Annotated in this window: 20 protein-coding genes and 1 riboswitch; of the genes, 6 read left to right on the top strand and 14 right to left on the bottom strand. The window is 71.7% G+C overall.

Features of this window, described 5'->3' with window-relative positions; genetic code table 11:
* Positions 1-276: 276 nt before the first annotated feature.
* On the top strand, positions 277-2,187 hold the full coding sequence (locus ACWV17_RS29220; RefSeq protein WP_455362022.1) for an AAA family ATPase: 1,911 nt from the start codon (positions 277-279) through the stop codon (positions 2,185-2,187).
* Positions 2,188-2,243: 56 nt separating this feature from the next.
* Here ACWV17_RS29220 and ACWV17_RS29215 read toward each other — a convergent pair whose 3' ends face one another.
* The 10 genes from ACWV17_RS29215 to ribD form a co-directional block, all read right to left on the bottom strand.
* Positions 2,244-3,359 (bottom strand): hemolysin family protein, encoded by a 1,116-nt coding sequence (locus ACWV17_RS29215; RefSeq protein ID WP_455362021.1) that lies wholly within the window; start codon positions 3,357-3,359, stop codon positions 2,244-2,246.
* Positions 3,356-4,699, bottom strand: a complete 1,344-nt coding sequence (locus ACWV17_RS29210; protein WP_455362043.1) for a hemolysin family protein — start codon at positions 4,697-4,699, stop codon at positions 3,356-3,358. The genes ACWV17_RS29215 and ACWV17_RS29210 overlap by 4 nt, the downstream gene beginning before the upstream one ends.
* Positions 4,700-4,910: 211 nt before the next feature.
* A complete protein-coding gene (locus ACWV17_RS29205) occupies positions 4,911-5,378 on the bottom strand; it encodes a PH domain-containing protein (protein WP_455362020.1) in 468 nt (155 codons plus the stop codon).
* 20 nt (positions 5,379-5,398) lie between these two features.
* Positions 5,399-6,247, bottom strand: a complete 849-nt coding sequence (hisG, locus tag ACWV17_RS29200; RefSeq protein WP_455362019.1) for an ATP phosphoribosyltransferase — start codon at positions 6,245-6,247, stop codon at positions 5,399-5,401.
* Between the two features lie 49 nt (positions 6,248-6,296).
* Positions 6,297-6,569: a phosphoribosyl-ATP diphosphatase gene (locus ACWV17_RS29195; RefSeq protein WP_366075101.1), complete on the bottom strand. Its 273-nt coding sequence runs from the start codon at positions 6,567-6,569 to the stop codon at positions 6,297-6,299.
* Between the two features lie 35 nt (positions 6,570-6,604).
* A complete protein-coding gene (ribH, locus tag ACWV17_RS29190) occupies positions 6,605-7,090 on the bottom strand; it encodes a 6,7-dimethyl-8-ribityllumazine synthase (protein ID WP_455362018.1) in 486 nt (161 codons plus the stop codon).
* A gap of 39 nt (positions 7,091-7,129) precedes the next feature.
* Positions 7,130-8,416, bottom strand: coding sequence for a bifunctional 3,4-dihydroxy-2-butanone-4-phosphate synthase/GTP cyclohydrolase II (locus ACWV17_RS29185; protein ID WP_455362017.1), 1,287 nt, complete (start codon positions 8,414-8,416; stop codon positions 7,130-7,132).
* Positions 8,413-9,066, bottom strand: coding sequence for a nicotinamide mononucleotide transporter family protein (locus tag ACWV17_RS29180; protein ID WP_455355006.1), 654 nt, complete (start codon positions 9,064-9,066; stop codon positions 8,413-8,415). The genes ACWV17_RS29185 and ACWV17_RS29180 overlap by 4 nt, the downstream gene beginning before the upstream one ends.
* Positions 9,063-9,686, bottom strand: a complete 624-nt coding sequence (locus tag ACWV17_RS29175) for a riboflavin synthase (protein ID WP_455362016.1) — start codon at positions 9,684-9,686, stop codon at positions 9,063-9,065. The genes ACWV17_RS29180 and ACWV17_RS29175 overlap by 4 nt, the downstream gene beginning before the upstream one ends.
* Positions 9,687-10,805 (bottom strand): bifunctional diaminohydroxyphosphoribosylaminopyrimidine deaminase/5-amino-6-(5-phosphoribosylamino)uracil reductase RibD, encoded by a 1,119-nt coding sequence (gene ribD, locus ACWV17_RS29170; RefSeq protein ID WP_455362015.1) that lies wholly within the window; start codon positions 10,803-10,805, stop codon positions 9,687-9,689.
* A 126-nt stretch (positions 10,806-10,931) separates the two neighbouring features.
* Positions 10,932-11,062: riboswitch (FMN riboswitch) on the bottom strand.
* 258 nt (positions 11,063-11,320) lie between these two features.
* Between ribD and ACWV17_RS29165 the strand changes: the two genes are divergently transcribed.
* From ACWV17_RS29165 to ACWV17_RS29155, 3 genes are all read left to right on the top strand, one after another.
* Positions 11,321-13,651, top strand: coding sequence for a chitinase C-terminal domain-containing protein (locus tag ACWV17_RS29165; protein ID WP_455362014.1), 2,331 nt, complete (start codon positions 11,321-11,323; stop codon positions 13,649-13,651).
* A gap of 116 nt (positions 13,652-13,767) precedes the next feature.
* Positions 13,768-14,496, top strand: a complete 729-nt coding sequence (locus tag ACWV17_RS29160; protein ID WP_455362013.1) for an SDR family oxidoreductase — start codon at positions 13,768-13,770, stop codon at positions 14,494-14,496.
* Between the two features lie 97 nt (positions 14,497-14,593).
* Positions 14,594-15,661 carry a PP2C family protein-serine/threonine phosphatase gene (locus tag ACWV17_RS29155; RefSeq protein WP_455362012.1) on the top strand — a complete coding sequence of 356 codons (1,068 nt, stop codon included), beginning with the start codon at positions 14,594-14,596 and terminating at the stop codon, positions 15,659-15,661.
* Positions 15,662-15,843: 182 nt separating this feature from the next.
* On the opposite strand, the gene ACWV17_RS29150 is transcribed toward ACWV17_RS29155, so the two are convergent.
* Positions 15,844-17,025, bottom strand: coding sequence for an ROK family transcriptional regulator (locus tag ACWV17_RS29150; RefSeq protein ID WP_455362011.1), 1,182 nt, complete (start codon positions 17,023-17,025; stop codon positions 15,844-15,846).
* Positions 17,026-17,139: 114 nt separating this feature from the next.
* On the opposite strand from ACWV17_RS29150, the gene ACWV17_RS29145 reads away from it, so the two are divergent.
* Positions 17,140-18,351, top strand: coding sequence for an MFS transporter (locus tag ACWV17_RS29145; protein WP_455362042.1), 1,212 nt, complete (start codon positions 17,140-17,142; stop codon positions 18,349-18,351).
* 27 nt (positions 18,352-18,378) lie between these two features.
* Here ACWV17_RS29145 and ACWV17_RS29140 read toward each other — a convergent pair whose 3' ends face one another.
* Positions 18,379-19,584 (bottom strand): glycoside hydrolase family 6 protein, encoded by a 1,206-nt coding sequence (locus tag ACWV17_RS29140; protein WP_455362010.1) that lies wholly within the window; start codon positions 19,582-19,584, stop codon positions 18,379-18,381.
* 108 nt (positions 19,585-19,692) lie between these two features.
* On the opposite strand from ACWV17_RS29140, the gene ACWV17_RS29135 reads away from it, so the two are divergent.
* Positions 19,693-20,397 (top strand): DUF5995 family protein, encoded by a 705-nt coding sequence (locus ACWV17_RS29135; protein ID WP_455354999.1) that lies wholly within the window; start codon positions 19,693-19,695, stop codon positions 20,395-20,397.
* Positions 20,398-20,510: 113 nt separating this feature from the next.
* On the opposite strand, the gene ACWV17_RS29130 is transcribed toward ACWV17_RS29135, so the two are convergent.
* Both ACWV17_RS29130 and ACWV17_RS29125 read right to left on the bottom strand, forming a co-directional pair.
* Entirely contained in the window at positions 20,511-22,208 is a 1,698-nt protein-coding gene (locus ACWV17_RS29130; RefSeq protein ID WP_455362009.1) for a flavin monoamine oxidase family protein, read from the bottom strand.
* Positions 22,209-22,281: 73 nt separating this feature from the next.
* Positions 22,282-23,079, bottom strand: a complete 798-nt coding sequence (locus ACWV17_RS29125) for a carbon-nitrogen hydrolase family protein (RefSeq protein ID WP_455362041.1) — start codon at positions 23,077-23,079, stop codon at positions 22,282-22,284.
* Positions 23,080-23,340 lie beyond the last annotated feature (261 nt).

Genomic DNA, 23,340 nt, shown 5'->3' with positions numbered 1-23,340 from the left:
CGCGAAGCCCCCGGTTGTTCCCCCGTGACCGGGGGCTTCGTTCTGCCCTCCTCCCCGCTTGGCGGGCGCTGCGCGCCGCCGTTTCCTCACCCTGGGTCACCGTGCCGGGGGCCGCTCCGGCAGGCCGGCCGCCGGGGTGCGCTCTACGGCCGGGCGGGTCCTCGCAGGTACGATGCCCCTCGGCACAACTCCCGTCCACGACGCGGCGGTTCAGCAATCCTGCCGACGGGCGCTCGCCCGGCGGCACACCACGGGGGCACGGCTTGTGGGGGACTGATGGATTTCGGCACGCAGGGCACGCACGCCCCGGCCGATCTCGCGTGGCTGCGCGGCGTCGACGCCTACACGATGGGGGCGTACCCGCAGGCCGAGGAGGAGTTCCGGGAGGCCGTGCGGCTGGACCCCGGGATGGCGGACGCCTGGCTGGGGCTGCACGCGCTGCGCGTCGACACCACCACCGCCCTGCTGCGGATGTACCGCCACCGCGAGCGGTTCGGCGAGCAACGCGCCCGTCACCGGCGCACGCTCAACTCCTGGTACTGGCTGGGCTGGTGGGTGCAGCCGGTGCTGGAGAAGCCGCGTGACCTGCTGCTGGCCCACGCCTCGCACTGGCTCGACGGCCGCCACGTACCCGAGCTGGACCGGGCGTTGGCGGGGCTGCCGCCGGTCGACGCCCACCCGCAGGTCCGCTTTCTGCACGCCTGCCGCGCCTATCTGGTCAAGGACTGGGAACAGCTGGTCCGGCACACCGAGCCGCTGGTCGACGATCCGCTGCTGGGCATCGAGGCCGGGCTGTTCGGCGGCATGGCGCGGGTCCGGCTGGAGATGTACGGGCAGGCCGAGCCGCTGCTCTCCGCCGCGCTGATGCGCTGCCGCAGCGAACAGCCGCAGCGCAAGGAGCTGCGCTACTGGCTCGCGCGGGCCCATGAGGGCACCGGGCGCAGCGCCGCCGCGCTCCCGCTGTACCGGGCCGTGCACCGGATCGACCCGGCGTTCATGGACACCTCCGCCCGCCTCGCGGCGATCACGGACAACGACGGATACGAGGGCTACGAGGGCTACGACGGGTTCGACGAACCGGCGGGCTACGCGGCGGTGTCCCCGGCGCTGGTCGGCCAGGACGCCGCCGACGGGCCGGGCGACGCCGACCCGCTGCCCGCCTCCGAGGCCCTGGACGGCCTGCGCTTCGGGACCGGTCCCGAAGCTTCGCCCGGCGGCGCCGTGCCGCCCGAGACCGCCCGGCGGAAGGCGGTCATGCCGGCCCGGTCCGCGCAGCTGCCGTCCGGCCCCTCGGATCCCGAGCTGCTGGCCCAGGCGCTCGCGGAGCTGGAGCGGATGGTCGGCCTGGAGCCGGTCAAGCGGCAGGTCAAGGCGCTCTCGGCGCAGCTGCACATGGCCCGGCTGCGGGCCGGCCAGGGCCTGCCGGTGCAGCCGCCGAAGCGCCACTTCGTCTTCTCCGGCCCCTCCGGCACCGGGAAGACCACCGTCGCCCGGATTCTCGGCCGGGTCTTCTACGCCCTGGGGCTGCTCGGCGGCGACCATCTGGTGGAGGCCCAACGGGCCGACCTGGTCGGCGAGTTCCTCGGCCAGACCGCGGTCAAGGCCAATGAGCTGATCGACTCGGCGATCGGCGGGGTGCTGTTCGTCGACGAGGCCTACAGCCTCTCCAACTCCGGCTACAGCAAGGGCGACGCGTACGGCGACGAGGCGCTCCAGGTGCTGCTCAAGCGCGCGGAGGACAACCGCGACCACCTCGTGGTCATCCTGGCCGGCTACCCGGAGGGCATGGACCGGCTGCTGGCCGCCAATCCGGGGCTCTCCTCGCGGTTCACCACCCGGGTGGACTTCCCCTCGTACCGGCCGCTCGAACTGACCGCCATCGGGGAGGTGCTGGCCGCCGAGAACGGCGACCTGTGGGACGAGGAGGCGCTCGACGAGCTGCGCAGCATCAGCGGCCACGTGGTCGACCAGGACTGGATCGACGAGCTGGGCAACGGCCGCTTCCTACGCACGCTGTACGAGAAGAGCTGCGCGTACCGCGATCTGCGGCTCTCCGGCTATCCCGGGACGCCGACGCGGGAGGACCTGGCCACGCTGCGGCTGCCCGACCTGATGCAGGCGTACGGCGAGGTGCTGTCGGGCCGCGGTCCCACGGACCGCGGCCCGCAGGACCCGTCGGCTCCCTGAAGAGGCCGGCACCCGAGAGGCGAGCCTTTCGGGAACTCTCGGGACCTTTCGGGAGCTCAGCCCGCCAACGCCTGTTCGGGTGATTCCCTGCGCGGGTCCGCCAGCCGGGTGAAGGTCACCGGAGCCACCCGGTGGGCGGGGTCCCGCACCTCGCCCACCAGCTTCTGCAGCACGTCCTCCAGCGCGACCAGACCCAGCACCCGGCCCGAGGCGTCCGCGACCTGCGCCAGATGGGTCCCGGCGCGGCGCATCACGCTCAGCGCGTCGTCCAGCGGGAGATCCGCGCGCAGCGTGGTCATCGGGCGCCAGACGTGCTGGGGCACGGCCCGGTCGTCGTCCTCCAGGTCGAGTACGTCCTTGACGTGCAGGTAGCCCATGAACGGGCCGCTGTCCGTCGCGCGCACCGGGAAGCGGGAGAACCCGGTGCGTACCGTCAGCTCCTCGACCCGGCGGGGCGTGATACAGGGGTCCACGGACACCAGCGAGGCGCGGTCCAGCAGGACGTCGGTGACCGGGCGGCTGCCCAGCTCCAGGGCGTCCACCAGGCGCTCCTGCTCCACCGGTGCCAGCAGCCCGGCCAGCCGGGAGTCCTGGATGAGGCGGCCCAGCTGAGCGCTGGTGTAGACGGCCTCCACCTCGTCCTTGGGCTCGACGCCGAACAGCCGCAGCACGACATGGGCGCACGCGCCGAGGGCGGTGGTGACCGGCCGGCACAGCCGGGCGAAGCCGACGAGTCCGGGGCTGAGCCACAGCGCGGTCTTCTCCGGGGCCGCCATGGCGAGGTTCTTCGGGACCATCTCGCCGATGACGAGATGGAGGAAGACGACGGCGGCGAGCGCGATGGCGTAGCCCAGCGGGTGGATGAGGCTTTCGGGCACCCGGGCCGCGTGGAAGGCGGGCTCCAGCAGCCGGGCCACGGTCGGTTCGGCGACGGCGCCCAGGGTCAGCGAGCAGACGGTGATGCCGAACTGGGCGGCGGCCATCATCTGCGGCAGGTTCTCCAGGCCGTGCAGCACCTGGCGGGCGCGCGCCGAGCCCGGCCGGCCGTGCCCGGGCCGGGCCAGCGGCTCGATCTGGCTGCGGCGTACGGAGACGAGGGCGAACTCGGCGCCGACGAAGAAGCCGTTGGCGAGCACGAGCAGCAGGGCGAAGAGCAGCAGGAGCACGTTCATCGCACGGCCTCCGTCAGCTCGGCCGGCACGTCGGCGGCGCGGACCAGCCGTACCCGCTCGGCGCGGTAGCGGCCCACCTGGCGTACCGAGAGCCGCCAGCCGGGGAGTTCGGCGCGGTCACCGGGGGCCGGGATACGGCCCAGCAGGTCGGCGACCAGACCGGCCACGGTCTCGTACGGACCGTCGGGGACCTCCACACCTATCCGCCGCAGGGTGTGCACGCGGCAGCTGCCGTCGGCCTCCCAGGCGGGCCTGCCGTCCTCGGCGGGGAGCACGGCCAGCTCGGGCCGTACGGCCTCGTCGCCGTCGTGCTCGTCCCGGACCTCGCCGACCAGCTCCTCGACGATGTCCTCCAGGGTCACGACCCCGGCCGTGCCGCCGTACTCGTCGACGACGACGGCCATCGGCTGCTCGCTGCGCAGCCGCTCCAGAAGGGGCTGTACGGGCAGGGTCCCGGGCACCAGCAGCGGCGGTACGGAGATCCGGCTCACCGGGGTGCGCAGCCGCTCGGCGGCGGGTACCGCGAGGGCGTCCTTGAGGTGCACCATGCCGACCACCTCGTCGATGCGCTCCCGGTAGACGGGGAAGCGCGAGAGGCCGGTGGCCCGGGTGAGGTTGAGGACGTCCTCGGCGGTCGCGCCGGACTGCAGGGCGCTCACCTTCACGCGGGGGGTCATGACGTGCTGGGCGGTGAGCCCGCCGAGCGAGAGGGTCCGGACGAACAGGTCGGCCGTGTCCTGTTCCAGGGTGCCGGCCAGTGCCGAGTGGCGGACCAGGGAGACCAGCTCCCCGGGGGTGCGGGCGGACGCCAGCTCCTCGGCCGGCTCGACGCCCAGGGCCCGGACCAGCCGGTTGGCCACGGCGTTGAGCGACGAGATCACCGGACGGAAGACCCGCGAGAAGGCGTGCTGCGGACCGGCGACGAAGCGGGCGACCTGGAGCGGCCGGGAGACCGCCCAGTTCTTCGGTACGAGCTCGCCGACCACCATCTGCACGGCGGACGCGAGGAGCATGCCGACGACGACCGACAGGCCGGGTACGGCCCCCTCGGGGATCCCCGCGGCGGTGAACGGCCCGGCCAGCAGTTGGGCCAGCGCGGGCTGGGCGAGCATGCCGACGACGAGGGAGGTGAGGGTGATACCGAGCTGGGTGCCGGAGAGCTGGAAGGAGAGTTCGCGCAGGGCCTTCACGACGGTCCGGGCGCGGCGGTCCCCGTCGGCCGCGGCACGCTCGGCGTCGGGCTTGTCGACGGTCACGAGTCCGAACTCCGCCGCCACGAAGAAGCCGTTGGCGAGGATCAGGACGAAAGCTGCGGCGAGCAGCAACAGCGGGATGATCATGCCGCCGCCTCCGGGGAGGGGGCGGCGCAGGTACTGCCGGACGATCCGTCCATTGCTGGAGGGAGTCACTCCTCAAGTAGCAGGTGCCCCGGGGCCGCGGACGTGCGTGCGGCACGGGACGGAGGCGCACTCGGCGCCTCCGCCACCAGGGTAGTCATTGCCGGGGGCGCCGCAATGTCGCGGCGGACACCCCTGGGGGGTGTCGTTCGTGCTACGGGGTTTCGTGCGTGCCGGTGCCGCGCGATTCCGCCAGCGCGCGCAGGGCGCGGGCGTCGGTGACGGCCTGCTGCCTGGCGATGCCCGGCTGGATGCCCAGCGCGGGCAGGCTGGTGCCGTCGCTGAGGTCCAGGAAGACCCAGGGGTCGCCCGGGCGGAGGTTGACCCGCAGGATCTCGGCCCAGGCGAGCCGCCGCTTGCTGGTGAGGTTGACCACGGTGACACCGGTGTCGTCGGCGACCACCTTGGGGCGGCTCAGCAGCAGCAGGACACCGAAGAGCAGGACGGCGGTGAAGACGAAGCTGACCCGCTCCCCCGGGCTCAGGTTCCGCAGCGCCAGCGCGATGACGGTGATGGTGGCGAACATGACCGTGCCGGCGGTCAGCAGCACGACCCGGGTCCGGGTCGGCCTGAAGGTGACCGGCAGGGCGGGGAGTTCGGGCCGGTTCGCGGAAGCAGACATGGGTGCGGTGGTCTCGGTCCTCAGAGGCGGCAGGCGTGGATTTCCGTGGTGAGGATTGCGCGGGCGCCCAGCTCGTAGAGGTCGTCCATGATCCGCTGCGCCTCGCTGGCGGGGACCATGGCGCGCACGGCGACCCAGCCCTCGTTGTGCAGCGGGGAGACGGTCGGCGACTCCAGGCCCGGGGTGAGGGAGACGGCCTGCTCGAGGTGCTCGGCGCGGCAGTCGTAGTCCATCATCACGTAGCTGCGGGCGACCAGGACGCCCTGGAGGCGGCGCAGGAACTGCTGCACCTTCGGGTCGTCCGTCGGGGAGCCGGTGCGCCGGATGACGACGGCCTCGGACTTGAGGATCGGGTCGCCGATGACCTCCAGGCCGGCGTTGCGCAGGCTGGTACCGGTCTCCACGACGTCGGCGATGATCTGGGCGACGCCGAGTTCGATGGCGGTCTCGACGGCGCCGTCGAGGTGCACGACGGAGGCGTCGATTCCCTGGTCGGCAAGGTGCTTGGCGACGATGCCCTCGTACGAGGTGGCGATCGTCATCCCGCCGAACTGCTCCGGGCCCTTGGCAGTGCCGGGCTTGGTGGCGTAGCGGAAGGTGGAGCGGGCGAAGCCGAGCTGGAGGATCTCCTCGGCGTTGGCGCCCGAGTCCAGCAGCAGGTCGCGGCCGGTGATGCCGATGTCGAGGCGGCCGGAGCTGACGTAGATCGCGATGTCGCGCGGACGCAGGTAGAAGAACTCGACCTCGTTCTCGGGGTCGACGAGGACGAGTTCCTTGGACTCCTTGCGCTGCTGGTAGCCGGCCTCATGGAGCATCGCCGACGCAGGTCCGGACAGTGAACCCTTGTTGGGAACGGCGATGCGCAGCATGAGGTCGGCTTCCTTTGTTCGTACGTACAGCGGTTCGGGCAGGGGTGGATCAGAGGTGGGCGTAGACGTCGTCCAGCGTGATTCCGCGGGCGACCATCATCACCTGGACGTGGTACAGCAGCTGCGAGATTTCCTCGGCGGCGGCTTCCTTGCCCTCGTACTCGGCCGCCATCCACACCTCGGCGGCCTCTTCGACGACCTTCTTGCCGATGGCATGCACCCCCTTGCCCACCAGTTCGGCGGTGCGGGAGGTGCTGGGGTCGCCGTTTGCGGCCTTGAGCTGGAGCTCGGTGAAGAGCTCCTCGAACGTCTTGTTGGACATGGTGCTTTCTACCCTACGCGGCCGTGTGCTCGCTCTCAGCGCCAGGGTTCGGACACCGAGCGCAGGATCGCGGCGGTCGCGAGCGCGGCGGTGACCGCCTCGTGGCCCTTGTCCTCGTGCGAGCCCTCCAGGCCGGCCCGGTCCAGCGCCTGCTCCTCGTTGTCGCAGGTCAGAACGCCGAAGCCGACGGGTACGCCGGTGTCGATCGAGACCTGGGTGAGGCCCTGGGTGACGCCCTGGCACACGTACTCGAAGTGTGGCGTGCCGCCGCGGATGACGACGCCCAGCGCGACGATCGCGTCGTAGCCGCGGCCCGCGAGGACCTTGGCGACGACCGGCAGCTCGAAGCTGCCGGGAACGCGCAGCACGGTCGGCTCGTCGATGCCCAGCTCGTGCAGGGCGCGCAGGGCGCCGTTGACGAGACCGTCCATGATCTTCTCGTGCCACTGCGCCGCGATCACGGCGACCCGGAGGTCGCCGCAGTTCTTCACGCTCAGTTCGGGTGCGCCCTTGCCGCTCACAGCTCTCCTCGGTTCTTGTGCGCTGTCACTTGCTGGTTGCTACTGGTTGCCGCAGGTGGACGCGGGGGCCGCGTCCAGCCAGGGCAGGTCGTGCCCCATCCGGTCCCGCTTGGTCTGCAGGTAGCGGAGGTTGTGCTCGCCGGCCTGGACGGCCATCGGCTCACGTCCGGTGACCTTCAGGCCGTGCCGGACGAGGGCGGCGGTCTTCTCGGGGTTGTTCGTCATCAGCCGCAGGCTGTGGACGCCGAGGTCCGCCAGGATCTGGGCGCCCGCCGCGTAGTCACGGGCGTCGGCGGGCAGGCCGAGTTCCAGGTTGGCGTCCAGGGTGTCCCGGCCGCGCTCCTGGAGTTCGTACGCGCGCAGCTTGGACATCAGCCCGATGCCGCGGCCCTCGTGACCGCGGAGGTAGACCACGACGCCGCGGCCTTCGTCCCTGATCCGCTCCATGGAGGCGTGCAGCTGGGGGCCGCAGTCGCAGCGCAGCGAGTGGAAGATGTCGCCCGTCAGGCATTCGGAGTGCATGCGGACGACGATGTCCTCGCCGTCTCCGATGTCCCCGTGGACGAGGGCGACGTGCTCGACGCCGTCCACGGTGGAGCGGTAGCCGTACGCCGTGAACTCGCCGAAGGCGGTGGGCAGCCGGACCTCGGCCTCGCGCCGGACGGTCGGCTCGGCGGAGCGGCGGTAGGCGATCAGGTCCTCTATCGAGATGATCGTCAGGCCGTGCTTGCGGGCGAACGGGATCAGCTCGGGAAGCCGCAGCATCACCCCGTCCTCGCCCGCGATCTCGACGATCGCGCCGGCCGGTCGCAGGCCCGCGAGGCGGGCGAGGTCGACGGCGGCCTCGGTGTGCCCGTCACGGACCAGTACGCCGCCGGGCTTGGCGCGCAGCGGGAAGATGTGCCCGGGCCGGACGAAGTCGTCGGCGGTGCTCCGGCCGTCGGCGAGCAGCTGGAGGGTGGTGGCCCGGTCGGCGGCCGAGATGCCGGTGGTCACGCCGTGCTGGGGGCCCGCGTCGACGGAGACGGTGAAGGCGGTGCGCATCGACTCGGTGTTGTTCTCGACCATCTGGGGCAGGTCGAGCCGGTCGAGTTCCGGGCCCTCCATGGGGGCGCAGATCAGGCCGCGGCACTCGCTCATCATGAACGCGACGATCTCGGGGGTGGCCTTCTCGGCGGCGATGACGAGGTCGCCCTCGTTCTCCCGGCTCTCGTCGTCGACGACGACCACGGGGCGGCCGGCGGCGATGTCGCGGATGGCCTGCTCGACGGGGTCGAGGGCGAAGTCCTCGATGCCGTCCTCGCTGTACCAGGTGGGCGCGGTCATGCCGACGCTCCTTCCAGGGCAGGGGTGGAGGTGGTGCGGGACCGCTGCCACCAGTCGTACGCGCCCCACAGGACGAGGGCGAAGTACACGACGTACACCAGGCCGGAGAAGGCCAGGTTGCTGCTGAAGGCGAGCGGGACGCCGACCAGGTCCACCAGCAGCCAGGCGAACCAGAACTCGACCAGACCGCGGGCCTGGGCGATCATCGCGACGAGCGTGCCGACGAAGATGTACGCGTCGGCCCACGGGCTCCACGACAGGAACGGGTAGAGGGTGAAGAGCCCGCCGACGGCCAGGGTGCCCAGGACCGCTCCCGCGAGCAGCAGGCCGCGCTCGCGCCAGGTCGCGAACCGGACGGCGATCGAGCCGTCCTGCGCCTGCCGCTTGCCGCGCTGCCACTGGCGCCAGCCCCACACGGCGACGCCGATGACCAGCAGCTGCTTGCCGACACCGCCGCCGAGTTCGGCGGAGGCGTAGGCGGCGACGAGGATGACACCGGACAGCACCTGGGCCGGCCAGGTCCATATGGAGCGGCGCCAGCCCAGGGCGAGGGCGGCCAGGCCGATCGAGTTGCCGATCATGTCGGACCAGATGATGTGCTGCCCGAAGGCCGTGAACGCCTCGGAGCCCAGCCAGTCCAGGGCGCTCACTGCGCCGTCTCCCTGCCGTGCAGCGGGTCGACACCGGCGCCGAGCAGCCGCTCGACGTACTTCGCGAGTACGTCCACCTCGAGGTTGACGGGGTCGCCGGCCTGCTTGATGCCGAGCGTGGTCAGGGCGAGGGTGGTGGGGATGAGGCTGATGGTGAAGTAGTCGGGGCCCGCGTCGACCACGGTCAGGCTGACGCCGTCGACGGTGATCGAGCCCTTCTCCACCACGTAGCGGGAGAGGTCCGCGGGGAGGGAGACCTTCACGATCTCCCAGTTCTCGGAGGGCTTGCGCTCGATGATGTGCCCGGTGCCGTCCACATGCCCCTGGACGAGATGGCCGCCGAGACGTCCGCCGAGGGCCATGGGGCGTTCCAGGTTGACGCGTGAGCCGGCTTCGAGCGCTCCGAGGCTGGAACGGATCAGCGTCTCGGCCATCACGTCGGCGGTGAACTCGCCGTCCCCGGTGTCGACGACGGTGAGGCAGACGCCGTTGACGGCGATCGAGTCGCCGTGCTTGGCGTCCGCGGTGACGACATGACCGCGCAGACGGAAGCGGGAGGCGTCGCCGAGGTTCTCGACGGCGGTGACCTCGCCCAGTTCTTCGACGATTCCGGTGAACACTTAGCTCTCCCTGAGGGCTGAGGACGGGACGGCGGTGATGCGCAGATCGGGACCGATGCGAAGAACTTCCGTCACGTCGAGGCGCAACGCTTCGGTCAGGGTGGAGATTCCGGCGTCGGCGAGGGCCGCGGGGCCCGCGCCGAGGAGTACGGGGGCGAGGTAGCCGACCACCCGGTCCACGGCGCCGGCGGCGACGAAGGCGCCTGCCAGGGTCGGCCCGCCTTCGAGCAGTACGGAGCGCACGCCGCGCGCGTACAGCTCGGTGAGCAGGGGGTGGATGCCGACGCCGCGCTTGTCGCACTTGTCGTGCGGGAGCCGCACGACGTCCGCGCCGGGCAGGTGCCGGGTGTCGGCGTCCTCGCCCACGGCGATGAGCGTGGGCGCCGCGTCGTCGAGCACCCGGGCGGTCGGCAGGATCGTCGCGTGAGTGTCCAGGACGACCCGCAGCGGCTGGGTGGCGCCGTCGACACCGCGGACGGCGAGGTGGGGGTCGTCCGCGCGCAGGGTGCCCGAGCCGACCAGTACGGCGTCCGCCTCGGCGCGCAGCCGGTGGACGTCGGCGCGGGACTCGGGCGAGCTGATCCAGCGGCTGGATCCGTCTGCCGCCGCAATCCGCCCGTCGAGCGTCGCCGCGTACTTCCACAGGACGAACGGACGCCCCAGCCGTACGGAGGTCAGCCAGGCGGCGTTGCCCGCCTCGGCCTCGGCCGCGAGCAGACCGCCCTCGGCCCGGACCCCGGCCGCGCGCAGGGTCTCGGCGCCGCCGGTGGCCTGCGGGTTCGGATCACCGACGGCGTACACGACGCGGGCGATCCCGGCATCGATGAGCGCCTGGGCGCAGGGGCCGGTGCGGCCGGTGTGGTTGCAGGGTTCGAGGGTGACGTACGCGGTGCCGCCGCGCGCCTTCTCACCCGCGGCGCGCAGGGCGTGGACCTCGGCGTGCGGGCCGCCGGCGCGCTGGTGGTAGCCGGTGCCGACGGTGTCGCCCGAGGCGTCGAGGATCACGCAGCCGACGACCGGGTTGGGGCTGGTCGAGCCGAGGCCGCGGGCGGCGAGCGCGATCGCGCGGCGCATGGCGTCCGCGTCGGCGGTGATGGCCACCGGGTCCTCCTGCCTCATCGGGCACGGACTCCGGGGCCTGTCGATGACGACAGAGAGACGGACCTGCGCACGGAGGACGCCGAGGCCGGAAAACGGCTCGTCCGAAGACGGACCGCCGACGGCGGCGTACCCGATACTGGCCCGCCGCGCACTGCCTCCCATCCGGACTTTCACCGTCGGTCCAGGAATTTCACCTGGTCAACCGGCCGCTGGATGCGGACGGGTCGCGGACTATAACCGCCGGTTCGGAATTACACCGACCCCGGAGTGCGCTGCTTCTGGTACAGGGTCAGTGTGCCACGCCCGCTCGTCGCCCATGCGGGCGATCGGCTGTGGCCTGACTCACAGGACCGCCCCCCGGGGATTCCCACGCGGGCTTGGTCCATACCTATTGACCTACTGGTCTAGTCCTTTTAAGGTCTGCGTCACCTCCGCGGATCCGGCCCGCCCGGTGTGCGCACATCTCGGGCCAACACGCCCCACCCGCCTGCTCGTTGTGCGATGAGGTACCCCCACCCCAGGAGGAACAGATCGTGCTGTCCCCCACACGCGCGAGAGCCACGCTGCTCGCAGCCGGCGCGGCGGTCGCCGGGCTGCTGCTCAGCTCGCTCTCCGCGACCGTCTCCCATGCCGCCGACCAGGAGTCCTGTCGCCCCGACGGCCTCTACCGAACCCCGGGCGTCGAGGTCCCGTACTGCTCGGTCTACGACGCCGAGGGCCGCGAGAAGATGGGCGCCGACCACCAGCGCCGCGTCATCGGCTACTTCACCGGCTGGCGCACCGGCAAGGACGGCACCCCCGCCTACCTCGCCTCCGACATCCCCTGGGACAAGGTCACCCACCTCAACTACGCCTTCGCCCACGTCGGCAGCGACAACAGGATCTCGGTCGGCACCGACAACGCCGGCAACGCCGCGACCGGAATGACCTGGCCGGGAGTCGCCGGGGCGGAAATGGACCCCGCGTACTCCTACAAGGGCCACTTCAACCTGCTGAGCAAGTTCAAGAAGCAGCACCCCGACGTCAAAACACTCATCTCCGTGGGCGGTTGGGCCGAGACCGGCGGATATTTCGACGACAGCGGCAAGCGGGTGGACTCCGGCGGCTTCTACTCGATGGCCACCAACGCCGACGGTTCGGTCAACCAGGCCGGCATCGACACCTTCGCGGACTCCGCCGTCGCCTTCATCAAGAAGTACGGTTTCAACGGCGTCGACATCGACTACGAGTACCCGACGACCATGAAGGACGCGGGCAATCCGCTGGACTGGCAGGTCTCCAACGGCCGCCGGGCCGGGCTGGTCAAGGGCTACGCCGCGCTGATGAAGTCGCTGCGGGAGAAGCTCGACCGGGCCGGCGCCGCGGACGGGAAGCACTATCTGCTCACCGTCGCCGCGCCTTCCTCCGGATATCTCCTGCGCGGTATGGAGACCTTCCAGATGCAGAAGTATCTGGACTACGTGAACATCATGTCCTACGACCTGCACGGCGCCTGGAACGAGTACGTCGGCCCGAACGCCTCACTCTTCGACGACGGCAAGGACGGCGAACTCGCCGCGGCGGGCGTGTATTCCACGTCCCAGTACGGCGGTGTCGGCTACCTCAACACCGACTGGGCCTACCACTACTTCCGCGGCTCCATGCCGGCCGGCCGCATCAACATCGGCCTTCCCTACTACACCCGCGGATTCAAGAACGTGCAGGGCGGTACGGACGGGCTGTGGGGCAAGGCGCCCTCGACCACCTGCCCGGCGGGCGCGGGCCTGACCAAGTGCGGTGACGGCGCCGTCGGTATCGACAACCTCTGGCACGACAAGGACACCGCCGGCAAGGAGTCCCCGGCCGGCTCCAACCCCATGTGGCACGCCAAGAACCTGGAGAAGGGCGTCGTCGGCAACTACGTCACCGCGTACGGCTTCCCGGCCTCCACCACGCTGACCGGCACCTACGCCCGCAAGTACGACTCGACGCTGGTCGCCCCCTGGCTGTGGAACGCCCAGAAGAAGGTGTTCCTCTCCACCGAGGACGAGCAGTCGGTGAAGGCCAAGGCCGACTACGTCGTCGACAAGGGCATCGGCGGCACGATGGTGTGGGAGCTGGCGGGCGACTACGCGTGGAACGCGGCCAAGGGCCAGTACGAGACCGGCGACACCCTCACCACCGCGATGTACGAGAAGTTCAAGGCGGCCTCCCCGTACGGCGCCAAGCGCTCCACCGTCTCACTGCCGGCCGAGGCGCTGAAGATCGATACCGACTTCGGCCAGTTCCCGCTCGGCGACTCCAACTACCCGATCAGTCCGAAACTCAGGATCACCAACAACTCGACGACCACGCTGCCGGGCGGGACGGAGTTCCAGTTCGACTACGCGACCTCGGCGCCGGCCAATGCCAGGGACCAGTCGGGGTGGGGCACGAGGATCGTGCGCAGCGACCACACCGCCGCGAACAACGTGGGCGGCCTGAAGGGCGACTACCACCGCGTCTCGCTGAAGCTGCCGAGCTGGCAGACGCTGGCGCCCGGCGCCTCGGCCGAACTCGACTTCGTGTACTACCTGCCGACGTCCACCCCCTCCAACTGGACGGTGACCTTCGGCGGCAGGTCCTACGCACTGGCCGGTGACCTGGCGCGCGGTACGACCGTGGTCGAACCGGGTACAGGGACCGGAGGAACGACGACCGGTGGCGGTGACGGTGGTGGCGGCGGGCAGTGCGCGGCGCCCGCCTGGAACGCGGCCACCGAGTACGGCGGCGGTACGACCGTCGCGCACAGGTCGCACCAGTGGAAGTCGAAGTGGTGGACGAAGGGCGAAGAGCCCGGCACCACGGGTGAGTGGGGTGTCTGGCAGGACCTCGGAGCCTGCTGACCCCCGGCGATGAACGCCCGGCGGCGGAGACCAGGCCCTTGCCGCCGCCGGGTCTCCGCCGTTCTGGCAGGCTGAGGCCGGCGGGCTTCCAACCACCCCGAAGGGCTGATCTGGCGATGACCACAATCCTGGTGACCGGTGGTACCGGCACTCTTGGCTCCCTGCTGACGGACCGGCTGCGCGCGGCCGGGCACGAGGTACGGGTGCTGAGCCGGCACGCACAGCCGTACGCGGTCGATCTGCGCGAGGGAACCGGTCTCGACGCGGCGCTGGCGGGTGCGGAGGTGGTCGTGCACTGCGCGACCACGCCGCGCGGCGACGACGAGGCGGCCGGTCACCTCATCGACGCGGCCCGGCGGGCCGACGTCGCGCACCTGGTCTACATCTCGATCGTGGGCGTGGACCGTGTGCCGCTCGGCTACTACACGATCAAGCACAAGGTCGAGCGCATGATCGAGGAGTCGGGCCTCGGCTGGACCGTGCTGCGCACGACCCAGTTCCACGACCTGGTGCGGGGACTCCTGCGTACCTCGGCGAAGCTGCCGGTGCTGCTGGTCCCCGCCGGGGTGAGCGTCCAGCCCGTCGACGCGGCGGAGGTCGCGGACCGGCTGGCCGAACTGGCCGCGGGCCCGCCCGCAGGACGGGTCCCGGACCTCGGCGGCCCCGAGGTCCGCACACTCCCGGACCTGGCCCGCGCCTACCTGCACGCCACCGGCCGCCGCCGCCCGGTCCTGCCAGTACCCCTGGCGGGCAAGGCGTATGCGGGCTTCCGTCGCGGCCTCCACCTCACCCCGGACCGGGCCCTGGGCAAGACGACGTTCGAGGACTTCCTCGAAGCCCAATGAGCCGTGATGACCGTTTAGCCCCGGTATGATGCACTTTGTGATCACCCTTGGGCGGCGCCGTCGTCCTCCCTACGGCAGCCGGTGGGACGCTGCCCTGATGTCACCGGTGATCCTCACCATCCTCGTCACCGGCCTGGCGTTCTCCACCCCGAGGGAGATCGCCATCAGCCGCCTCCTGCCCGCCGCACCCGCCCTGGCCGCCGCGATGTGGCCCGTGCTCCCCACGATCCTGCTGGGGGCCTTCTGCCTGCTGGCCATGATCACCCTCAGCTTCTTCTACACCGACCTGGGCACGCCGTACACGGCGGCTGCGATCATCGCGGTCACCTTGGCGGCCGCATACGCGAGCCATGTCCGGCTCCAGCGGGAGGAGGCGCTCTTCCACATCCGGCTCGTCGCCGACGCGGCCCAGAAGGTACTGCTACGCCCCCTGCCACGCCGCATCGAGGACGTCGAGATCGAGTCGCTGTATCTGGCGGCCCAGGCGCAGGCCCGGATCGGCGGCGACTTCTACGAGGCGGCCGACACCCCGTACGGGGTCCGGCTGCTCATCGGCGACGTACGCGGCAAGGGCCTGGCCGCGGTGGGGGCGGCCTCTGCGGTGATCAGCTGCTTCAGGGACGCCGCGTACGACGAGCCCGACCTGAGGGGCATCACCCGGCGGCTGGAGACCAGCATGACCCGCCACAGCGCGGCGTACCCCGGCCAGGACCTTCCGGAGCGCTTCGCCACCGCTGTTGTCGCCGAGATCCCGCACGGCGGCGGCCACCTCAGACTGCTCAACTGCGGGCACCCCCCACCGCTGCTCGTGCACGGCGGGAAGATGCGGGTCCTGGAGCCCACCACCCCCTCGCCGCCGCTCCACCTCGCGACGCTCATCGGAGACCAGTACTTCGTCGACACCGTCGCCTTCGCCCCGGGCGACCAGCTGCTGCTCTACACCGACGGCGTGTCGGAGACCCGGGACCGCACCGGCGAGTTCTTCCCGCTGCCGGACTGGATGCGGCAGCAAGGCCCGGCGACACCCCGTGAGCTGCTCGACCGGCTGCACCAGGACCTGCTCCACTACAGCGGCGGAAGACTCGACGACGACATCGCGGCCCTCGCCGTCCGCTGCCGGAACACCCGGGCGCAAGAGCACCACCTGTCCTCGCCACTGGCCTAGGGGCTGTCCGGCGGATCAGGGCCGGACAGGACGCGGCGTCTGGTGCGGTGCATCGCAAGGCGCCGGAGTGCCCTAATAGCGGAGCTATTCGGGCATTTCGGCAACGCGGCGAGGTGCCGTGCCAGACGTCGTGGCCCCGGTCATGATCCGCCGGACAGCCCCTAGGTCTGGCCGGGTGATCATCACCGGGGCGCGGCGAACAGTTCCTCCTGGGCCGCCTCCTGTGCCGCCAGCAGCGCTCCCCTCAGCACCGCCGCTCCTCCCAGGGTTCCGGCCCGCACCTCGGTACGCAGGGGGGACAGGGCCGTCAGCCGGGTCGCCACCCTGTCTGCCAGTGGCTCGCCGCCCGCGTGCCCGACCTCGCCGCCCAGGACCACGCAACCCGGGTCCAGCACCGCGCTGACCGCGGCGACCCCGAGGGCGAGACGGTCGGCGAGCGCGTCGAGGAACGGGCCGCCTCGCGGGCCCGCCGCCACCGCGGCCCGTACGACCGCCTCGGCCGGCGGCGCGTGCGCCTCGGCGACCGCGGCGATGCCGTGTTCTGCGGCCAGCGCACAGACGGCCGCGCTGCCCACGAGGGTGTGGAAGCCGCCGTCGCACATGGTCGCGGAGGGCAGACCCGCCGTACCGGGCACCGGAAGGAAGCCGATCTCGCCGGCACCTCCCGATGCCCCGCGGCGCAGCCGTCCGTCCAGGACGACGGCCGCGCCGACTCCGTGGCCGAGCCACAGCAGGACGAACGTGTCGCGGTCGCGAGCGGCGCCCAGCCGCTGTTCCGCGACGGCCGCGAGGTTGGTCTCGTTCTCCAGCAACACGGCAGCCGGCAGCCGTTCGTGCAGTACGCCGACCAGCGCCCGGTGCCAGGCCGGCAGGCCGGTCGTGTCGCGGAGTTCCCCGGTGGCGGGGTCGACGAGCCCCGGCGCGCCGATGCCGACGCTGTGCAGCCGGGCGGCGCCGGCTTCACGCGCGGTGCGCTCCAGCAGGGCGACGGCCCGCTCCACAGCGGGTCCGGTCCCGGTGTCCGGGCCGATGGGCAGGACGGCTTCGGCGAGGGTCCGGCCCAGGAGGTCGGCGACAAGCACCGAGACGCTGTGCGTCCGTACGTCCAGTGCCGCCAGGTGCGCGCGGTCGGCGACGATCCCGTACACCCGGGCATTGGGGCCACGCCGTCGGGCACCCGCCTCGCCCACCACCGCGATGAGCCCGGCCACCTGGAGCCGCTCGACGAGGTCGGCGACGGTGGGGCGGGAGAGTCCGGTGAGGGTCTTGAGTTCGCCTGCCGTCAAGGGGCCCTGCTGCTGGAGCAACTGGAGGGCCAGCCGGTCGTTCATGGCCCGGGCTGTGCTCGGTGAGGCAGGCGGCATACCGAGGATCCTTCCAGATCAGTCCATCGGGCCGGCTCAGTCCATCAGGCCGACGCTGTCATCAGGCCCGGATCTATCTATCAGGCAGGGTCCCTGATAATTTACTGCCTCATGATGAGTGGAGTGGTCTTCGATCGGCAGCAGCTGAAGCGGGCACGGATCGCCGTGGCCGCTGTCTTCTGTGTGCACGGCGCGGTCACCGGCAGCTTCGCCACCCGCATCCCCTGGATCCAGGACCACGCCTCACTCAGTGCCGGCCAGCTCGGCCTGGCGCTCGCGTTCCCGGCGATCGGCGCCTCGGTGTCGATGCCGCTGGCCGGCGCGATCAGCCACCGCTTCGGCGCCCGCACCGCGCTGCGCGGGCTGCTCGCCCTGTGGACCCTCTCCCTCGTACTCCCAGGACTTGCCCCGAATCTGCTCACCCTGTGCGGCGCGCTGTTCGTCTACGGCGCCACGGCCGGCATGTCGGACGTGGCGATGAACGCGCTCGGGGTGGAGGTCGAGAACCGGCTCGACCGCTCGATCATGTCCGGCCTGCACGGCATGTGGAGCGTCGGCGCCCTGCTCGGCTCCGCCGCCGGTACCGTCGCCGCGCACGCGGGCGGCGACGCCCGGCTGCACCACGCCGTCGCGGCGGCGGTTCTCACCGTCGTCGGCCTGATCGCCTGCCAGGGCGTACTGGACCTGCGCAGCGCCCCGGACGACATCCCGCCGCCGCGGTTCGCGCTGCCGCCCAGGTCGGCCCTGCTCATCGGCGCGGTGGGCTTCTGCGCGGTGTTCGCGGAGGGCGCCAGCCTGGACTGGTCGGCGGTCTACCTCAAGGACGTCCTGGACACCTCCCCCGGTCTCGCGGCCGCGTCCACCACGGCCTTCGCGCTGACCATGGCGGTGGCGCGGATCGCGGGCGACCGGGTGGTCGACCGGTTCGGCCCGGTACGCACCGTGCGCGTGAGCGGCGTGTTCGCCACCCTCGGCGGAGTGCTGGTGGTCGTGGCGCCGAACCCGCCGGTGGCGCTGGCCGGCTTCGCCCTGATCGGCCTCGGCGTCGCCGTCGTGGTGCCGCTCGCCTTCGCCGCGGCCGGGCGCAGCGGCCCGGCGCCGGCCCAGGCGATCGCGGGCGTCGCCACCATCACGTACACCTCGGGCCTGATCGCCCCCTCGGCGATCGGCGCGGTGGCCGATGTGACCTCGCTGGTGGTGTCGTTCGGGCTGGTGACGGCGCTGGCGTTCGGGCTGGTGCTGGGCGCGGGCGTACTGCGGCAGGGCAGCAGGGAGAGCGTGCGGGCCAAGGCGTCCGGCACACCGGCGACGCTCAAGCGGCACTGACCGCCGGCCGGCCCGGCAGCGCACGAGTCACCCCCGCGCCAGCTCATACGCGTACGAAGGCGTGAAGGTACCCGCCGCGCCCTTGCAGCCGTCGGACTCCCCCGGCAGTTTGATCCACAGGTAGGCGTCGATCCGCGCCTCGCCGGTACGGGTGGTCGGCGGCCGGCCGAGCCCCCGCCCCGCCGGATCGCACCAGTTGCCCGGCGCCGGCGCCCCGTTGCCGTTCCTGCTGGTGTCGATGACCGCCCCCAGGCCGGCCGGCCCGCCGAGCGCGGACAGGACGCGCCGCGCGTACGCCGTCTCGTCGGCGGTGCGGTGGAAGTTCGCGACGTTGGTGAAGATGCCGTCGCCGCTCGTCGCGGCGCCCGCCCTGCGCAGCGCGGCGGCCTGCTTCTCGGCCGGGTGCCAGCCGGAGTGGCCGGCGTCGTAGTAGACCCTGGCCTTCGGATTCGCGGCGTGCATGGCCCGGCCGGCCCGGGCGAGGGAGGCGTAGCGGGCGTCCCGGTCGCCCGGCGACAGGCAGTCGGCGAGCGCGATCGAGTCGGGTTCGAGGATCACGATGACCTCGCTGTCGCCGAGGCCGGCCGCGAAGTCCCGTATCCAGCCGTCGTAGGCGGCGAGATCGGGCGCACCGCCCTTGGACGCACCGCCGCAGTCCCGGTCGGGTATCGCGTACGGGACGAGGACGGGCACCCGGCCCGCGGCGGCGGCCCCGGACGTCACCGAGCGGACTCTGCCGGTGATGGTGCCGGGGTTGTACTCGGCGAACCAGACGGCGGCCGGCTGCGCCGCGATGCTCGACTCGATGAGCGGGCGCCGCGGATCGCCACGGTTGGCGGCCACCCAGTCGATGACCCGCGACTCGGGGTGCCGGTAGAGCGCGGCGTCGGCGCGCGCGGGCCGGGCGGCCTGCTTCTTCGCCGTCGGCCCGGAAGAGGGCCTGCCCGAACCGGACGCCGAGGGCGACGCCTTGGCGGACGCCGACGCGGACCCGGACGGAGACGCAGAGGCCGAGGGGCTGGGCAGCGCGGGCAGCGGCTCGAGCGTCGGGACCTCGGTCACCTCCGGCCGGGCCGAGTCGTCGGTCCCGCCCTCGCCGGCGACCGCGGTCAGCATGCCGGCCACCGTACCGACGGCGACCACGGCCGAGGCCGCGACCACCATGGCGGTGTGCCGCGCGGCCCGTCGGCGCTCGGTACGCCGGACGCGGTTCTGCGCACGTTCGCCTGACACAGGTCCTTCCCCCACTCCAGCCCTCCCCGGCGACCGTCCTTCGTCCGAACCGGCGAAGACCGGGCGCAATGCCACCCGGTGGAGCCTAGTCCCTGGGACGCTGCCCCCATGGCGCAGATGGAACAGTTCGCGGTGCGCGGCCGCCTCGGCCACGCGTCGGTAGACGCGGTGGCCGCGCGGCTGCGCGCCCTGGGGGCCGGCTGGCCACCGTCGGACGGGGTGGCGGTGTTCAACCGGGTCTACCTGGCGGTGACCGAGGAGATCGGCCGGCAGATCGACCTCGGCGTCTTCCCGGTGCCCCGGTCCGCGGCGACGCTGGACGTCCTGTTCGCGGAGCGCTATCTGGCGGCCGTGGACGCGGTGGCGGCGGGCCGGCGGCCACCGGCCTGCTGGCGTCCGCTCTTCGAGTACCGGCGTCATCCCGGTGTACGTCCGTTGCAGTACGCGCTCGCCGGGATCAATGCGCACATCGGGCACGACCTGGCGCTCGCCGTCGTGGACACCTGCCGCGTGCTGGACTGCGAACCGGCGGCACTGGAAGGGGACTTCGACCAGGTCGGAGACATGCTGATCGCTCTCGAGGAGCGCATCCGGGAAGACCTGATGCCCGGACCCGACCTGCTGGAGATCGCCGATCCGCTGACCCACCTGCTGGGGTCCTGGAGCCTGGAACGGGCCCGGGACGCCGCCTGGTCGTCCGCGCGGGTGCTCTGGGGGCTGCGCGAACTCCCCGAACTGGCCGAGGAGTTCCGGGAGCGGCTGGATGCCGGCGTGGGCCTGGTCGGACGCTGTCTGCTGACGCCCAGCCGCTGAAGCGCGGCGACCGGGGCCATGGGGCCACCGCCGCCGGAAACTGGCGACGGCCCGCCGCCACGCTGTGCGCGCGGCGGCGGGCCGGGTCGGGAGTCCCCGGGTCAGTCCTCGGGTCAGTCCTCGGGGAGTTCTACCGGGGCGATCTCGTCGTAGAGGTCGCCGGGTCCGGGGTTGGTCGCGTCCGTCGTACCACCGAAGTGGTGCATGACGCCCCACACCGCGTTGAGCGCGGTCTGCACGGCGCCCTCGGCCCAGCCCGCCGTCCAGGAGATGTCGTCGCCCGCGAGGAAGATGCCGCGCTTGTCCTCGGGCAGCCGGTCCTGCATGAAGTGCGTGAACAGGCGCCGCTGGTAGCGGTAGTGCCCGGGCAGGTTGGCCTTGAACGCGCCCATGAAGTAGGGCTCGTTCTCCCAGGAGACGGTCACCGGGTTGCCGATGATGTGGCGGCGGATGTCGACCTTCGGGTAGATCTCACCGAGCGACTTGAGCATGACCTCCATCCGCTCGTTCGCGGACAGCGGCAGCCACTTGAGGCTGTCGTCGCACCACGTGTACGAGAGGCAGATGACGGCCGGCTTGTCGGGCCCGTTGTCCAGCAGATAGGTACCGCGGGTCATCCGGTCGGTCAGCGTCATCGACATGACGTCCCGCCCGGTTTCCTCGTCCTTGTCCAGCCAGAACGGCCGGTCCACCGGCACGAACAGCTTGGAGGACTCCATGTAGTGGGTCCGCTCCATCGCCGTCCAGTGGTCGATGGGGAAGAGCGTGTCGTCGCACGCGATCTTCGACAGCAGCATCCAGGACTGCGCGGTGAAGACGGCGGCGCGGTACGTACGGATGTCACCGGAGGCGTCGGTGACCGTGATCCGGTTCCCGGCGGTGCGGTGCAGGCGCGTCACGGCCGGCTTGGGCGCGCCGTCGTGCAGCGAGGAGAGCGAGGTGCCCTGCGCCCAGTGCACGATCTTCTCCGGCTCGCGCTCCCACAGCCGCAGCGGGAGCTGCTGGCTGCCGCCGACGATGCCGCGGTGGTGGTCGTCCGCCTCGGTGTAGACGACGCGCAGGATCTCCAGGATGGAGTTCGGGAAGTCGGTGTCCCAGCCGCCGGTGCCGAAGCCGACCTGGCCGAAGATCTCGCGGTGCCGGAAGGACTTGAACGCCGGGGAGTCGCAAAGGAAGCCGTAGAAGGTCTGGTTGTCCAGCTTCTCGACGAGCTTCGACCAGATCTCGCGGATCCGCGGGATGTCCCGCTCACGCAGGGCGGTGTTCATGTCGGAGAAGTCGGCGCCCTCCTCCAGGCAGGAGTTCCAGGCCTCCATGACCTCGCGGTAGACCGCGGGCAGCTCGTCCACCGACGTGGCGTAGTGCGACTCGCCCTTGAGGTCGACGACGGTCGACGGCGTGTCGGGGGCCAGCGGGTTGGGGAACGGCCTGGTCTCCAGACCCACCAGGTCGATGTAGTGCTGCAGCGCGGTGGAGCAGGGCGGGAAGCGCATCGCGCCCATCTCGGCGGTCAGCTCGGAATCGCAGCCCTCGAAGCCGACGGTGCGCAGCCGGCCGCCGATCTGGTCCGCCTCGTAGACGACGGGCTTGAGGCCCATCTTCATCAGCTCGTACGCGGTGACGATGCCGGAGAGGCCGCCGCCGATGACCGCCACCTCGGCGCCGTGCTCGGTCGCCGGTATCTGGCCGATTCCGGCCGGGTGGGCCAGGTAGTCGTCGTACGCGTAGGGGAAGTCCGGGCCGAACATGGTGATCGGCGGCAGGGCGGGCGGCTGCTCGTCGTGAGCGGCGGTGGGCACCGTGGACGTCATGGGGTACGGACTCCTTGCGCGGAAAGGCTGAAGCAGAGGGGCGGAGCGGGGAGGGGGGAGAGCGGGCCGGGGGTCAGACCAGTGACGCGTACAGGCCGGGCCGGCGGTCGCGCAGATAGGGGTTGTTCGCGCGGGAGGCCCGCAGCAGCTCGGGGTCGGCCTCGCCGAGCACCAGTTCCTCGCCGCGGCCGGCCCGCGTGCGGGTGGTGCCGTCGGGGCTCGCGAGGCAGCTCAGGCCGACGAACTCGAACTCGCCCTCGGTGCCGGTCCGGTTGACGTACGCGATGTACATCTGGTTCTCGAAGGCGCGGACCGGGACGAGGGACTCGGCGACGAACTGGAACGGGTGCATCTGCGCGGTGGGCACCAGCAGCAGGTCGGTACCGGCCAGCGCGTGGGCACGGACGTTCTCCGGGAACTCCACGTCGTAGCAGATCATGACTCCGATGCGGAGTCCGCCCAGCTCGGCCTGGACGACGGGGGTGTCCCCGGGAGTGAACCACTCGTTCTCGAAGCAGCCGAAGAGGTGCGTCTTGCGGTAGTCGGCCAGCCGCTCGCCGGCCGGGCCGATGAGCTGAGCGGCGTTGTAGACCTGGTCGCCCTCGCGCTCGGGGTAGCCGTAGAGGACGGCGATGCCGTACTCGGCGGCGATGCGGGCGACGGCTTCGGCGCCGGGGCCGTCGGCGGCCTCGGCCAGGCGGTGCACGTCGGCCCCGATGGCGTACCCGGTCAGGAACATCTCCGGGCAGACGAGCAGTCCCGCACCGGCGGCCGAGGCGGCGCGGGCGGCGCCGGTGAGCACCTCGAGGTTCTTCACGACGTCGCCGGGCTGACCGGAGCTCTGGAGCAGGGCGGTGCGCAGCGGCGGCATGGCAGACCTCGGGAACGTCGGGGTGTTCGGGGGGACGTTCAAAACGGTACGTTCCGCCGCTCACCCCGGACAAGGCGCGTCCGTTGCGCGCCGACGGGTGATTCGTTGCGCGTTTCGGCGCCGCTACGGAGATTCGTTGCGCGTCGGCGGCGGCTAGGTCCTGTCCGGGCGATCAGGCTGGATAAGCGAGCGGCGTCTGGTGCGTGCAGCTGCAAGGCGGCCGGGTTCGCCCATAGCGGAGCTATGGGCGGATTCGGCCAA

The organism is Streptomyces mabaensis (assembly GCF_053763515.1).
The sequence above is the reverse complement of the archived record's forward strand: the minus strand, read 5'-3'. Positions and strand labels throughout refer to the sequence as shown.